The organism is Streptomyces sp. Qhu_M48 (assembly GCF_051305195.1).
Taxonomy (GTDB): Bacteria; Actinomycetota; Actinomycetes; order Streptomycetales; family Streptomycetaceae; genus Streptomyces.
In genome coordinates this window covers 455,019-468,126 of sequence record NZ_CP195432.1, presented here as the reverse complement: position 1 = coordinate 468,126, position 13,108 = coordinate 455,019, and the positions used below count along the sequence as shown (strand labels likewise).

At 70.6% G+C, this 13,108-nt stretch carries 12 protein-coding genes; 5 read left to right on the top strand and 7 right to left on the bottom strand.

The window, feature by feature from the left end; genetic code table 11:
* Positions 1 to 13 precede the first annotated feature (13 nt).
* The 4 genes from ACRRSS_RS02430 to ACRRSS_RS02415 form a co-directional block, all read right to left on the bottom strand.
* The gene (locus tag ACRRSS_RS02430; protein ID WP_435969564.1) at positions 14 to 604 is read right to left on the bottom strand and encodes a hypothetical protein; all 591 of its coding nucleotides are present in this window, start codon (positions 602 to 604) and stop codon (positions 14 to 16) included.
* Positions 601 to 2,025, bottom strand: a complete 1,425-nt coding sequence (locus ACRRSS_RS02425) for a hypothetical protein (RefSeq protein ID WP_435969563.1) — start codon at positions 2,023 to 2,025, stop codon at positions 601 to 603. The genes ACRRSS_RS02430 and ACRRSS_RS02425 overlap by 4 nt, the downstream gene beginning before the upstream one ends.
* Before the next feature lie 101 nt (positions 2,026 to 2,126).
* Positions 2,127 to 2,675, bottom strand: coding sequence for a hypothetical protein (locus ACRRSS_RS02420; RefSeq protein WP_435969562.1), 549 nt, complete (start codon positions 2,673 to 2,675; stop codon positions 2,127 to 2,129).
* Between the two features lie 386 nt (positions 2,676 to 3,061).
* Positions 3,062 to 3,355 carry a hypothetical protein gene (locus tag ACRRSS_RS02415; protein WP_435969561.1) on the bottom strand — a complete coding sequence of 98 codons (294 nt, stop codon included), beginning with the start codon at positions 3,353 to 3,355 and terminating at the stop codon, positions 3,062 to 3,064.
* 149 nt (positions 3,356 to 3,504) lie between these two features.
* Between ACRRSS_RS02415 and ACRRSS_RS02410 the strand changes: the two genes are divergently transcribed.
* A complete protein-coding gene (locus ACRRSS_RS02410) occupies positions 3,505 to 3,942 on the top strand; it encodes a hypothetical protein (RefSeq protein WP_435969560.1) in 438 nt (145 codons plus the stop codon).
* Positions 3,943 to 3,948: 6 nt separating this feature from the next.
* On the opposite strand, the gene ACRRSS_RS02405 is transcribed toward ACRRSS_RS02410, so the two are convergent.
* Both ACRRSS_RS02405 and ACRRSS_RS02400 read right to left on the bottom strand, forming a co-directional pair.
* The gene (locus tag ACRRSS_RS02405; RefSeq protein ID WP_435969559.1) at positions 3,949 to 5,634 is read right to left on the bottom strand and encodes an MFS transporter; all 1,686 of its coding nucleotides are present in this window, start codon (positions 5,632 to 5,634) and stop codon (positions 3,949 to 3,951) included.
* Between the two features lie 377 nt (positions 5,635 to 6,011).
* Positions 6,012 to 8,318, bottom strand: a complete 2,307-nt coding sequence (locus ACRRSS_RS02400; RefSeq protein WP_435969558.1) for a D-alanyl-D-alanine carboxypeptidase family protein — start codon at positions 8,316 to 8,318, stop codon at positions 6,012 to 6,014.
* A 513-nt stretch (positions 8,319 to 8,831) separates the two neighbouring features.
* On the opposite strand from ACRRSS_RS02400, the gene ACRRSS_RS02395 reads away from it, so the two are divergent.
* From ACRRSS_RS02395 to ACRRSS_RS02385, 3 genes are all read left to right on the top strand, one after another.
* On the top strand, positions 8,832 to 9,530 hold the full coding sequence (locus ACRRSS_RS02395) for a GOLPH3/VPS74 family protein (protein WP_229315752.1): 699 nt from the start codon (positions 8,832 to 8,834) through the stop codon (positions 9,528 to 9,530).
* Between the two features lie 241 nt (positions 9,531 to 9,771).
* Positions 9,772 to 10,632, top strand: coding sequence for a helix-turn-helix domain-containing protein (locus ACRRSS_RS02390; RefSeq protein WP_351897304.1), 861 nt, complete (start codon positions 9,772 to 9,774; stop codon positions 10,630 to 10,632).
* Positions 10,633 to 10,825: 193 nt separating this feature from the next.
* Positions 10,826 to 11,026 carry a DUF397 domain-containing protein gene (locus tag ACRRSS_RS02385; protein WP_041133951.1) on the top strand — a complete coding sequence of 67 codons (201 nt, stop codon included), beginning with the start codon at positions 10,826 to 10,828 and terminating at the stop codon, positions 11,024 to 11,026.
* Positions 11,027 to 11,227: 201 nt separating this feature from the next.
* Here the strand turns inward: ACRRSS_RS02385 and ACRRSS_RS02380 are convergent, their stop codons facing one another.
* On the bottom strand, positions 11,228 to 12,061 hold the full coding sequence (locus ACRRSS_RS02380; RefSeq protein ID WP_435969557.1) for a hypothetical protein: 834 nt from the start codon (positions 12,059 to 12,061) through the stop codon (positions 11,228 to 11,230).
* Positions 12,062 to 12,142: 81 nt separating this feature from the next.
* Here ACRRSS_RS02380 and ACRRSS_RS02375 point away from each other — a divergent pair, with 81 nt between their 5' ends.
* Entirely contained in the window at positions 12,143 to 12,925 is a 783-nt protein-coding gene (locus ACRRSS_RS02375) for an SDR family oxidoreductase (RefSeq protein WP_435969556.1), read from the top strand.
* Positions 12,926 to 13,108 lie beyond the last annotated feature (183 nt).

Below are 13,108 nucleotides of genomic sequence, written 5' to 3'. Positions count from 1 at the left end.
GCTGACGGGCCTTTCATGAGGTGGGGCGGCGACAGGTGTGGCGGAGTGCCACCAGGCCGCAGAGGAAGACCGCCAGGCAGAAGAGGAACGTGGGTACGTAGCCGGCGGGGTGAAGGGTGACAGCCCAGGGCCAGGGGCGGTGGAAGTCGCGGTAGCCGACGAAGGCGGCGACGAAGACCCAGGCGACGGGGGCCACGGTCGCGGCCTGTGGGTGCACGGCGCCCGCGAGCAGCATGAGGCCGGTCAGGAACAGCGTGTTCCGGGCGGCCTCGTACGCCGCCGGAGAGCCCGCGAGCGCGCCGATGATCCCTGCGGCCGACACCGCCACGGCGACCGTGCCCAGGGCAAGGGCCACGTCGTACCGCTGAACCGGGCGCACGGACAGGTCCTCGGCCTCGGGCAGCCGTTGGGCGAGACTGTGCGCGAGAATTCCCGTCACGATCAGCGGCGTGAGGTGCATGAGGAAGAGGAGGTTTCCGCCGGAGGTCAGCAGGCCGGGCAGGGCCACGGACTCGCCGTGGGCGACGGCGGCGAGCAGCGTGAACGCGAGCAGACCGGGCAGAACGACCGCTGTGAGGCGGCGTCCCTTGCACCACCAGATCACGAGTCCGCCCCCTGAGAGCCGGTAGCGGCGTGGCCGCCGGCCGGCTGCTTCGGCATCTGACGGCATGCCTTTGCTTTCTCCTGCTCGAACCAGGCCGTGCGTTGTGCGGCGGTGGGCAGCGCGCGGCCCTTCCCGGCGCGCTCCCGCACCTTTGCCAGGACCTCGGGGCCGTTCGCGAACTGTGCGTATTCGCCAGTGCGCCAGCGAAGGTAGGGGGTCTGGGCGTCGACGGTGTACGCGGCCCATAGCATCACGGCGTCGCGGTTGATGATCCAGGCGGTGGGGGCGTCGGAAGTGACCGTGGCGGGGAAGGAGCAGGGGAAGGTGACGGAGCTGAGCAGGACGGCGTAGCGGACGCCCGCCATACCGCCGTCGGGCCCGACCGCCTCCGCCTGGGCGGTCAGCGGCAGCCACCAGGTGGAGGTGGTCGAGCGGGGGCGGGTGCGGGAACGCTCGTACAGCAGACCGTCGGTGACAGTGGACGGCACGGTGAGGTCGACACCCGCAGCTCGGAGCTTCTCCAGGGAGCCGGTGACCTCGGCCCGAACGTCGTCGAGCCGCTCGACCGCGCCGCCCGTCTCGGCCATGCAGACCCGGGGCGCGGTCCCGACGCAGCGGGCGGGCGCGTGCCCCGCGCTGACCGGACCGTCGACGACGCCCCAGCCCGAGGCCGTCCGCGCGCTCAGGACAAGGGTCGCGAGACCCACGGCGGTCGCGAGGATCCGTAGCGGCAGGCGGCGGGGGCCGCGGCTCCACCAGGCGGCGACGGCGGCGGCCACGGAAGCGGCGACGAGGAGCGGGAGGAGGACGGTGGGAGCAGAGTAGTGCTCACCGAAGGCGACACTCGTGTTGAGCTGTCCCGAGACGTGGCGGGGCCAGAGGGGATCGCTGTACGCGGACGTCTTGCTGATCATGTAGAACGTGGCAACGGCGCCGACCGGTGCGGCAATCACGCGCGGGGCGATGTGCCCGAGGACGCAGCCCACTACGGCGTACGCGCACACGATGCCCATTCCCATGGCAAGGGGGAGCAGGGCGGTCGGCGTGGGCAGGAGCCGGGTCTCGATCAGTCGCATGGCGACGGGCAGCAGCAGGATCGCCCAGCCCGCCCCGACGGTGGGCGCGAGCGCCTGTACGGCCACGCGCCATCGGGCCCTACTGGGAGCGAGATCCCACACCCGGTCCTGTTTCAGCCGCCCGCCTTCCCAGGTCGCGAGGCCGAGGGTGATGGCGTACGCGAAGGCGTAGAAGTACTCCAGGGCGATGGCCACCTGCTGGGCGACCCAGAGCGGCCCGGCGATGACCTCCTCGTACGAGTCATGGAGATGCAGAGCGTAAAAGAAGTAGAAGGCGACGATGCCGCACCAGACCGGGGCGGTCCAGAGGGCGGAGGAGGAGCGCAGGAGGGCTCGGAACTTCAACGGGGCACCGATCTCGCATGAGGGACGGGCCGGGAAGGCGGACAGCCCTCCCGGCCGTGTGTGCAGTTCAGACGGAGTCGTCGGTCGACACCGGTCGCTCGTCAGTCGGCCAGTGCCGTGTCGACGTAGACCCTCTTCACTGGGACCGTCGCCCTGGTGTACTCGGGACCGTTGAGCTGCGGGATGGTGAAGTACCGCTGGTCGCCGTTGGCGTAGTAGGCGCTCCAATAAGCTCGCGTGCTGGCATCCGGACCGGTGAAGCAGTTGTAGTAAGTCTGCATCCCCATGTCCTTGTCGAAGCTGAGGGGAATTGACTGCCAGAGCTTCACGCCGGCGGACTTGCCGGTTGCCCCGAACATCGTGCACCCGATGAACTGGATCTCCGTGTAGTCGTTGTCGGCCCAGTGGCGGGACTCGAAGCTTCCCGGCCCCCAGCCGCCGATGGCTCCATCCCAGTTCATCGGCCCTATCTGGCCGGGCTCCGGAGTGGAGTAGAGCTCAATGAGCCCCGGATCGCTCGAATTCACGACGTGGGCGTCTCTGCTGCCGGGCTGAGCGCCCTGGGCGCTGGCCGAGGTGACGGCGCCGACGAGCGCGGTTGCCGCCAGTCCCAGTACAAGCACGGAACGTAAGCGCATGATGCGCGTCATAAGTTCTACCCCCCAGGGTTTGTGCTATTCGCCGGGCCAATTCGATGCGTACTCCTGGAAGATGTCTGTGGCGGACGCCACCCTTCCGCGGAAGACCGGGGAATCATGACGGGAAGTGACGCCTTGGTGGCGAAAAGGTGTCCTCTCGTGGTGGGCCGTCGCGGGAGTCGGGGCACCTGCTCCTCCCGCACGGCCTGGAACCGCTCGGCACGGATGCGATCCCACTTCTCACCGGATGCCGGGGGTTCACCCCTTGCCGGGGCACAAGAGAGGGCACCTACCGATTTCGATAAGTGCCCTTTGACATCCACGCCCGGCGCCAACGGCAGTGGTCAGGAACAGGGCCGGGCGGGACAGGTCAGGTGTGGCCTCTGGCGGCTCCGGGCCTATCGCACGACCACGTTGTGGGCCGGGATGATCGTGGGCTGGAGGTCGGCGTGGCCAAGGGCGGCGAGGATGGGGCCGAAGGTCTTCGCGTGGGTTTCCAGGGCTTCCGCGCTCTCCCAGACCTCGGTCACGCGGAATCCTCCGTCGACCGGGCCCGCCGCGTGGGAGACGAGGCCGGGGTTGGGCAGGTCCGCGAACCGTGTGAAGCCCTGTCCGGCGGTCACGCGCTCGATGACCGTGTCGTAGAGCTCCGGTCCGGCGCCCGGGAGGTCGAAGGTGACGATGATGGCCATGCGGATGCCCCTGTCTCGGTCCGCCGCGCGGCTGCGGCGGTGTCCGCGAGCATAGCGCTAGGTGATCGGGGCGGTTCGGAGAGCGACCATGCGCGGGGCGGGGAGTGCGGGCCTTGTTGGGGGGGTCGGGGAGTCGGTAGTTTCGCGGTGTGGAACCACTGCCGTTCGTTGACGAGCACTCCGTCGTCGTCGGCGTGCGGGGTGAGGTGTTGTGGCCGCGGCTTCTTCTCGGGGTCGAGCGGGCGCTCTCCGGATCCTTCGGCGCCTGGTACGTGCGGCGCGTGCGCGGGGTGCCCCGTGGGCATGCCGGGGTCCGGCCGCTTGCCGAGGGTTCGGAGTATCCCGGGTTCCGGGTCGTCCGGGTGCTGCCCGGGCGGGAGCTGGCCCTGGAGGGCCGGCACCGGTTCTCCACGTACAGCCTCGTGTTCCGGATCCAGGAGCTGACGGACGGGCGCTGCCGGCTGCGCGCCGAGACCCGGGCCGTCTTTCCCGGCGCCGCCGGGTGGGTCTACCGGCTCCTCGTCATCCGCAGTGGCGGCCACGCCCTCGGGATGCGCCGGATGCTCGACGGGTACCGGAGGCCGTAGCCCGCGTCAGCGCAGTTCCTCCGGGCAGGCCGTGCCCCTGGAGAGCTTGTACGGGGCCGCCAGGCGGTAGACGCCGGGCTTCGGGGCGACCAGTTCCGTCCACTCGTCGCCCTCCACGTCCGCCTCCGTCTTGAAGAGGCAGCCGTGCTCGTTGGCGAAGACCTTCGGGATCTCCGTGTCCGACTCCTCGCGGGCCAGCTTCGAGGCCTCGGTCTCCTGCGGGGGTTCGACCTTGGCGCCGTTCTCGTCGATGAGGGCCAGCCACGGCGAGTACGGGACCCGGATGAGGACCCGGCCGGGGGTGCCGACGCGGATCACGACCTCGTTCTCCTCCGCGCTCCGCACCTCGGCCGGCGGGTCGGCGAGCGGGGTCGGGTTCTCGACCTCGTACAGGCGCCAGTTCTCGTCCGACCAGACCTGGCTCAGGTACGGCAGGCCCTCGCCGACCAGTTCCGCCTCCTGCTCGGCGCCCGAGTCGGGGGCTCCGGTGGGCAGCACCACGTAGTGGACGGCCCAGCGGTGGAGCCAGTCCTGGTAGTTCACCGCGTTCAGGGTGTCGTCGTAGAAGAGCGGGTTGCGCTCCATGTCCGCCTGGCGGTTCCAGCCCCGCGCCAGGTTGATGTACGGGCTGAGCGCCGAGGACTCGCGGTGGCTGGACGCCGGGACGACCTCCACCCGCGCCTTGCCCGCGTCCCGTACCTGGAGCTGGTTGATCAGCGGCGCGAGCTCGCGCGCCCAGGAGGCGTCCGGGGCGGTGCGGATCACGTCGTCGACGCCCTTGAAGCCGATCCAGAAGTTCAGGCCGGCGAAGGCGAGCAGCAGCGCGTACCAGCGGCGTGAGCGCGGCGCCGTGTACGGCAGGGCCGCGAGCAGCACGACGCCCGCGAAGAGCATCGGGAGCCGCGAGATGTTCGAGCCGATCTGCGAGTCGATCAGCCAGGTGAGCAGCGTGCCGACCGTGTACACGGCGGCGGCCGTACGGACCGTCCGCCAGTCCCTCGGGACCAGCACGAAGACCAGGGCGCCGAAGAGCAGCGGCAGCGCGGTCGAGCCGAACGCCATCGGCTGCGTGCCCGAGAAGGGGAAGAGCCAGGAGGAGAGGGCGACCACGAGCACCGGGGCGAGACCGAGGGCGTACGCGCCCGGGCGCCGGCGGTTCAGGAACAGCGCCGCCGCCGCGACGCCCAGGAAGAGCCCCGCGACCGGGCTGCACGCCGTCGCCAGGCCGGCGAGCGGCGCGGCCACCGCGGCCTTCGCCCAGCGCTTGCGGCGCCAGCGGTGCGGCCAGCAGAACACGGCCGCGACCGCGCCGACCGCGAACATCATGCCGAGGCCGAAGGTCACCCGCCCCGACAGGGCGTTGCACAGGAACGCGAAGACGCCCGCGACCGAGCAGGCCAGCGGATTGCGGACCGCCCGCACCCGCACCAGGATCAGCGCGGTCAGCGCGGCCGACAGCGTCCCGGCGATCATCATCGTGCTGCGCACGCCGAGCAGCGACATCAGATACGGCGACACGACGCTGTACGAGACCGGGTGCATCCCGCCGTACCAGGCGAGGTTGTACGCGGAGTCCGGGTGCCGGCCGACGAACTCGGCCCACGCGTCCTGCGCGGCCAGGTCCCCGCCGCTGTTCGCGAAGAAGAAGAACCACAGGATGTGGGTGACCGCCGCGAGGCCCGCGGCCGCCATGACCGTGTAGCGGCGCTTCCGCCGCGGGGTCTGTCTCCGGGCCGGGGCCTGGGCGGGGGGCGCCGGGGCCGGCCGCTGCGCCGGTAGCACTATTCGCGAAGGGGAAGAGGCTTCCCCGTTCCCCGAGTCGGAACCCGTTGGGGAGGGACCGCCGGAAGGACTGCCGGAAGGGGCGTCGGAAGCCGTGCCGGGGTCAGGGTCGGAGTCCGCGCGGTCGGCGCGTCTCGGCTCGGCGGTGGTCACTGCGGCCCTTTCCCGTGCTGCCCGGCTCTCTTCCCCCGTGCGTCATGGGTGCGCACGCATGGTTCTCGTCCCCCGGAAACGCTAACAGCAGGGCGCCCCGGAGAACCGGGGCGCCCAGCCGATCGAGTGGCTTCTCAGCCCACGCGGGTGAGCTTCTTGTCGAAGCCCGGCTCCACCAGGTCCGCCTGGAGGGCGACGGGAGAGCTGACCTTGCCGACGCCGGTGCCGATCGACACCTGGCCGACGATGTCGCCCGCCTTGCCGGTGTGCGCGACGGCCTTGCCGCCGTCGGTGAGCTCCAGCCTCACCCGCAGCCCCGGCCAGCCGACCGCCCGCAGCTCCTTGGTGGCGACGACCGGGGTCCGGCCGCCGAGGCCGTCGTCCACGTAGCCGAGGACCTGGCCCTTGCGGACCACGGCGGCCGAGGTGACGTCCTTCTGCGCCTTCTTGATCAGCTCGTAGCTGTAGTCGATGGACAGCTGGAGCTTCTCACCGAGCTGCTTCGCGTCCTTGGCCCCCATCACGACGCCGAGGATGCGCCGGTTCTTGCCGTCGACGACCGTGTTCGCCGACCAGAGCAGGTTGCCGCCGGCCGGGGTGGAGGAGCCGGTCTTGATGCCGCTCACACCCGGCTTGAGCAGGATGTTGTTGTTGTTCTCGATCCGGCCGGGGATGCCGTCGACGGTCACGTTCGGCATGTTCACGATCTCGCGGAACACGTCGTACTGCATGACCGCCTTCGCCAGCTTCAGCTGGTCCTGCGGGGTCGACACGGTGCTGTCGAGCAGACCCGACGGGTCCGTGTACGTCGACTGCGTCATGCCCAGGTCCTTGGCGGCGGCGTTCATCTTCTCGACGAACGCGGCCTCCGAACCGGCGTCCCAGCGGGCCAGCAGCCGGGCCACGTTGTTCGCGGACGGGATCATGAGGAGCTGCAGGAGCTCCTTCTCCGTGTACGACTGGCCCTCCTGGACCGCCGCCGTCGACTCGTGCTCCGCCTTGCCCTGATCGGCGGCCTTCTTGTCGATCTCGATCTCGGGGCCCTTCTGGTTCCCCTTGAGCGGGTGGTCGCGGAGGATCACGTACGCCGTCATCGTCTTCGTGACGCTCGCGATCGGGGCCGGCTTCTGCGCCCCGTACGTGCCCATCGAACCGACGCCCTCGACGTCGACGGCGCCCTGTCCCTCGGTGGGCCACGGCATCTTCAGCTCGCCGCCCTCGAAGGAGAAGGTCGGCGCGGCGGAGAGCGTGAGGACGGGCGCGGGCAGCGGGCGGACCATCTGCACGATCGCAAAGACGATCAGCACGAGCAGCACGAGCGGGGTCCAGATCCGCACCCGGCGCATGGTCGTCCGCAGCGGGGTCGGCGCGGGCGGCGGCGTGTTCGTCAGCTCGGCGAGCAGGTCGAGCGGGGGCAGCGGCGGCAGGGGCTGCTGCCGCGTCCGCTCGGCCTCGGCGAGAGCCGGCACGGGCGTGGGGGCCGGCTTCGCCACGGGCGTGGGGGCCGCGGACGCGGCGGGCTTCGGCGCTCCGGGCGCCTGAGGGGCGTTGGGGGCTCCCGGGGCCGTGGGGACTCCTGGGGCCTTGGGGGCGGCCTCCTGGGCCTTCTGGGCCTTCTGCTCGGCCGGGATGTCCGCACGCAGCGGCAGGAAGGTGCTCGTGCGCTCGCTGTCGGAGCCCTCGCGCAGGGACGGCGGGAGCTTCAGCGCGGTCGTCGGCTGGTCCACGGGCGGCCGGGCCGGCAGCCGGACCGCCTTGAACATGGTCGTCGGCTGGTCGACCGGGTTCTCGTCGACGTCGTCGGAGGCGTCGGCGTCGGCGTCGGCGTCGGCGGGGACGTTGGCCTGAACGTAGGCGGGGACGTCATCGGGGGTGCCGGCGGAGGCATCGGCGGCGCTGGTGGCACCGGCGGCGCTGGTGGCGGTTTCGGCCGCCGAGTCGTCCGAGGGCGGCTCCTCGCGCTTCGGCGCCTCGGTCGACTTCCGCGACGCGAACCAGGACTCCGCGGACGCCGCCGCCTCGGCGGACACCTTCGCCTCAGCGGACGCCTTCGCCTCGACGGGCTCCGCGGCCGCGTCGTCGGCCGCGTCCTCGTCCGTGCCTGCTTCCGCCTCATCCTCGGGCTCGGCGTCCTCCGGCTCGTCCCCGTCCTCAGGGTCGTCCTCGGGGTCGTCCTCATCGGCCGTGTCCGACTCCGCGTCAGACGCAGACGCAGGCGCGGACGCAGGCGCGGGCTCAGGCGCGGGCTCAGGCGCGAGCTCAGGCTCGGTCAGGGACTCCGCATCCGGCTCCGACTCGTCCGCCTCGGACTCCCCGGCCTCGGCCTCGGACTCCGCCTCAGTCGCTGACGTCGAAGCCTCAGCCGCCGACGAAGCCGCGCCCCCGGGCTCACCCTCGGGCTCCGCCTCCGGCTCCTCCGCCGTCGCGACCCACGCCGCCACCGCCGCCTTCAGGCGCTCGCTCTCCGGCTCGGCCGCCGGCGCGTCGTCCTCCGGCGTCCGCGGCGCCAGGTTCTTGAAGACGGCCGTCGGCTGGTCGACCTGAACCGACGAAGCCGAGGCCGAAGTCGAAGTCGCCGACGACGTCGAAGAAGCCGGCGTCGAAGAAGCCGGCGTCGAACCCGAGGACGCAACCGCGGCCGGTGACGAGGCGTCTGACTCATGGAGCACGGAAAGCCGAGGATCCCGGCCGCCGCCCGAGGCCGTCGTCTCCTGAGACGGTCCCTGCTGCTCCGCCCTGTCGGGGGACTCGCCCGCCACCGTGCCTCCTCCATGCGTCATGCGTACGTACGGACCATGTACCGGTCCGTGTACCAGTGTCCTGTGTGAACCCCTTGGCCCCCGTGCTAGACGAGAACGACATACCTACTGGTTCCCGGATGAACCACCCAGGCACTCTCGACAGATGAATGTGAGAGGGGTCACCCTGTCATTCATCCACGCGGGGAGGCATGGATGGGCAGGAGCCGCAGAACCATTCCGGAGGAGCTTCTGCTGCTCGCTCTGGACCCGACCACGGGTACCACAGCGCAGCCGCAGTCGCTCGACCTCGGCCTGGCCGGTGCACAGCTAGTGGAGCTGGCATTGGCAGGCCGGATAGCCCCTGACGGGGATCGTATCGCCGTGGTGATGCCACGGCCGACCGGAGATCCGACCTTGGACTCCGCACTGGAGCTGCTGCGCAGGCGTGGCAGTCCGGTTCGGGCCGTCCACTGGATCGGCGGACCCCGACTGGGGCTCCGCCAGACGTACCTCTCGCATCTGGAGCGATGCGGCATGGTGCATGCCGTGGAGGGCCAGATGTGCGGGGTGTTGCCGACGACTCGCTACCAGGCGACGGAAACGGCGATCAGTCGGGAGATCCGTTCCCGGCTGGACAGTGCGATCCGCACCGGCGTACCGCCGGACCCGCGGACCGCGGCGCTTGCCGCGCTGGCCCATGCGGTCGGTCTCGGGAAGCACCTCTACCCCGGCAACGAAGGACGGTCGTCGCGGTCCCGGCTGCGCGATCTGATCCGGCACGACCCGATGGGCGGACTCGTGGCGCACGCCGTGATGGACGTCCAGAACGGCGCGGCTGCACAGCCGCGTCGGAGCGCCGCGGGTGTCCCGGCGCAGCCTCGCGGCAGCATGGCCCGCGCGGCGGCGCACTAGACACCCCGGAGCGAAGACCCACCCCGGGAGCCGCACAAGTGTGCGGGGCGGTCAGGACGGCCGCCCCGCACATGTGCGTCCCGGTGCGCGCGATGCCCAGGTGCGTCGCGCTACCGGCGTTTCCGGTGCTCACCGGGCATACGTTGTGGTCATTTTCCAGCGCACGCCCGGCCATTGGTGGCAGTCTGCCAAGCGGTAGATACTCACAGCTACGCAGCAGACAGCCGGAGGTGCAGTTTCCGTGGCGTCCAACGTCAACCCCACCGTCAGGCGACGCCGATTGGGTCAGGAGCTGCGCAAGCTCCGCGAGGCGAAGAACATGACGGCCGAGCAGGTCGCCGAGCGTCTCCTCGTCTCGCAGTCCAAGATCAGCCGGTTGGAGAACGGCCGTCGCTCGATCAGCCAGCGCGATGTGCGCGACCTCTGCGGCGTGTACGAGGTCGAGGACGAGCGCATGGTCGACTCGCTCATGCAGATGGCCAAGGACTCGCGCCAGCAGGGCTGGTGGCACGCCTTCGGCGACATCCCGTACAGCGTGTACATCGGTCTGGAGACGGACGCGGAGAGCCTGCGGATGTACGAACCTCAGATCATCCCGGGGCTCCTGCAGACGCACGCGTACGCGGAGGCCGTGATCACCGGCGCGCTGCCGGAGTCGACGCCGGCGGACATCGAGAAGCGGGTCACGGTCCGCACCCGCCGTCAGGAGCGGATCAGGGACGAGGAGCGTCCGCTGCGGCTGTGGGCGGTGATCGACGAGGGCGCGCTGCACCGGATCGTCGGGAGCCGCCAGCTGATGGTGGAGCAGCTGGAGCACCTTGTCGAGCAGTCGCACCTGCCGCACGTCACCGTGCAGGTGATCCCGTTCGAGATGGGCGCGCATCCGGGGATCAGCGGTCAGTACTCGATCCTGGAGTTCCCGGACACGTCGGACTCCAGCGTCGTCTACATCGAGGGCGTGACGAGCGATCTGTACCTGGAGAAGGCGCAGGACGTCGGCAAGTACAGCGTCATGTACGAGCACCTCAGGGCGCAGGCGCTGAACGTCGAGCAGAGCCGTGACTTCATCTCGGAGATGGTGAAGAAGCACGCCAGGGGATGAGCCGGAACCGGCCGTGAGAACAGCGGGGCGTGTACGGTACACGGCGCACTCGCTCCCACGGAAGCTCAGTTGGAATATGCCACTCGGACGTGTGAACGCCGGTCCCGCCCGACGGGACCGACGAGTAGCGTCGATCACGCCGGCAAGAACGTTGGCGCGACACACCCCACTGGCAGAACCGGAGCTGAGCAGCATGGCGATTATTCAGGGTGGTACGGACACCTGGACGAAGTCCTCGTACTCCGGAGGGAACGGGGCCTGCGTCGAGGTGAAGTCCCCCGTCGTTGCCGCGATCGCGGTGCGGGACTCCAAGGCCCCCGAGGGACCGTCCCTCTCTTTCGGACCGGGATCGTGGAACGCCTTCGTCGGCGAGGTGAGCAACGGGGCGCTCTGAGCCCCGTCGCTCAAGCCGTCACAGCGGTGGACGTCGCAGCAGCGCGCTTCACCGCGGTAGGCGCCACAGCACCACGCAGCACCGCAGTACCCATCACCGCAGTACGCATCACAGCAGTACGCAGGAGCCCTCTCGTCCGGTCCGCCGTCCTGGCCGAGGGGGCTCGGCCCTTTCCTGGGCCGTAGTGCGAGCGGGCCTGGTTCAGCGCAGTTCGTCCACGTACCGGTCCGTCCCCGGCACCGTCGGGACGAACGGGGCCACCAGTTCCACCCGCCCCTCCTCGCCGCCCAGTTCCTCCAGGTCCGCGAAGTGCTGCCGCCAGCACTCCCGGGGGTCGCGCTCCAGGAACCACAGCAGGGTCAGGCGGGTGTCGATCCCCTCGACCTGCTTCACGTACGTCATGCGGTCGCCCGGCAGCGGGGTGGGGCGGAAGACCGTGACCATCGCCGCCGGCGAGCCGGCGAGGCGGCGGGGCAGGTCCCGGGTGCGGAGGCGTTCGAGCAGTGCCGCCCGTTCCGCCGGGCCCTCGGCGTCGATCACCTGGAGGATCAGCCCGGTGTAGGGGTGGTCGAGGGCGTGGAAGTCGCGCGGGCCGGCCGCCCCGTCGCGGTAGACGGTCGCCTCGTGGTCCTGGAACGAGGTGAAGACGTGGGTGCGCTCCTGGTGGACGCGGGCGTCGCGGTTGAGCCGTTTGTTGATGCCGACGGTCCACTTCATGTGGTCGTCGTAGCGGCCCTCGGTGATCCAGTACGTGGAGAGGTAGCAGCCCGTGGTGACGGGCCGGGCGACGGCGGACTTCTCCGGGCTCCGCAGCTCCTGGAGGGCGCGGGTGGCGACCCAGCGGCGGCCCGCGTACATCCAGGGCATGGCCATGGCGCCGGCGTAGTAGTGGTCGTCCTCGTACCAGCGGTTGTACGCGTACTCGTGGCCCGGATGCGGTTCGACCATGGTGATCAGCGCGTGGCCGGGCCGCACTCCGTACGGGCCGACGGAGGCCAGTTCCGCGTACGTCTCGCTGCGGGTCTCCTCGCTCACTTCGCACCCCTTCCCAAGTCGGTGACAGGCACCTACTCTGACGGACCGTCAGATATTTGCCCAGGGTCGAGAGGGGTCCGGATGCCGCTCCAGGGGAAGACGGTCGTCGTGTCGGGGGTCGGCGCCGGGCTGGGCCACCGCATCGCCGAGACGGTGGTGCGGGACGGCGGCAACGCGGTCCTCGGCGCCCGTACCGAGGCGAACCTCGCCAGGTCCGCCGCCGAGATCGACCCGGAGGGGCGCCGCACCGCGTACCGGGCCACCGACATCACCGACGAGGCGCAGTGCGAGGCCCTCGCCGCCCTCGCGGCCGAGCGCTTCGGCGGAATCGACGCGGTCGTCCACGTCGCCGCCTGGGACTCCTACTTCGGCGGCCTGGAGGACGCCGACTTCGCGACCTGGCAGGGGGTCCTGGACGTCAATCTCCTCGGCACCCTCCGGATGACCCGGGCCTGCCTGCCGGCGCTCAAGGAGGGCGGGGGTTCCGTGGTCCTGATCGGGACGCAGTCGGCGGTGGCCGCCCCCTCGCAGGTGCGGCAGGCGGCGTACGCGGCCTCGAAGGGGGCGCTGACCTCGGCGATGTACTCGCTCGCGCACGAGCTGGGGCCGCACCGGATCCGGGTCAACACCGTGCTGCCGGGGTGGATGTGGGGGCCGCCGGTGCAGGCGTACGTCCAGTTCGCCGCGCACACCGAGGGGGTGCCGGAGGCGGAGGTGCTCGCCCGGCTGACCGAACGGACGGCGTTGCCGGAGCTCGCGACGGACGGGGACGTGGCGGAGGCGGCGGCCTTCCTCGCCTCGGACCGGGCGCGGGCGATCACGGGACAGTCGTTGCTGGTCAACGCGGGCGAGCTGATGCGATGACCGTTCCGTAGCCGCGCGGCGGGCGTTCCGCGGCCCCAGCGCGACCCACTCGGGAAAAGTTCATGGATATGAACAAGGGTCAGTAAGCAGAACGATTTTACTGTCCCTTGACCCTCCATTGCATTGTCCCCGCCTTGCAACACGCCACACCATGAACGGCGTTCACAAGGCGGACCAGACCCC

Excerpts from the sequence above, each read along its gene's own strand:
- ACRRSS_RS02420 (WP_435969562.1), bottom strand. The coding sequence starts at position 2,675 with ATGACGCGCATCATGCGCTTACGTTCCGTGCTTGTACTGGGACTGGCG.
- ACRRSS_RS02405 (WP_435969559.1), bottom strand. The coding sequence starts at position 5,634 with ATGGCGGCCGCGGGCCTCGCGGCGGTCACCCACATCCTGTGGTTCTTC.
- ACRRSS_RS02385 (WP_041133951.1), top strand. The coding sequence starts at position 10,826 with ATGGCGATTATTCAGGGTGGTACGGACACCTGGACGAAGTCCTCGTAC.
- ACRRSS_RS02415 (WP_435969561.1), bottom strand. The coding sequence starts at position 3,355 with ATGGCCATCATCGTCACCTTCGACCTCCCGGGCGCCGGACCGGAGCTC.
- ACRRSS_RS02395 (WP_229315752.1), top strand. The coding sequence starts at position 8,832 with ATGGGCAGGAGCCGCAGAACCATTCCGGAGGAGCTTCTGCTGCTCGCT.
- ACRRSS_RS02375 (WP_435969556.1), top strand. The coding sequence starts at position 12,143 with ATGCCGCTCCAGGGGAAGACGGTCGTCGTGTCGGGGGTCGGCGCCGGG.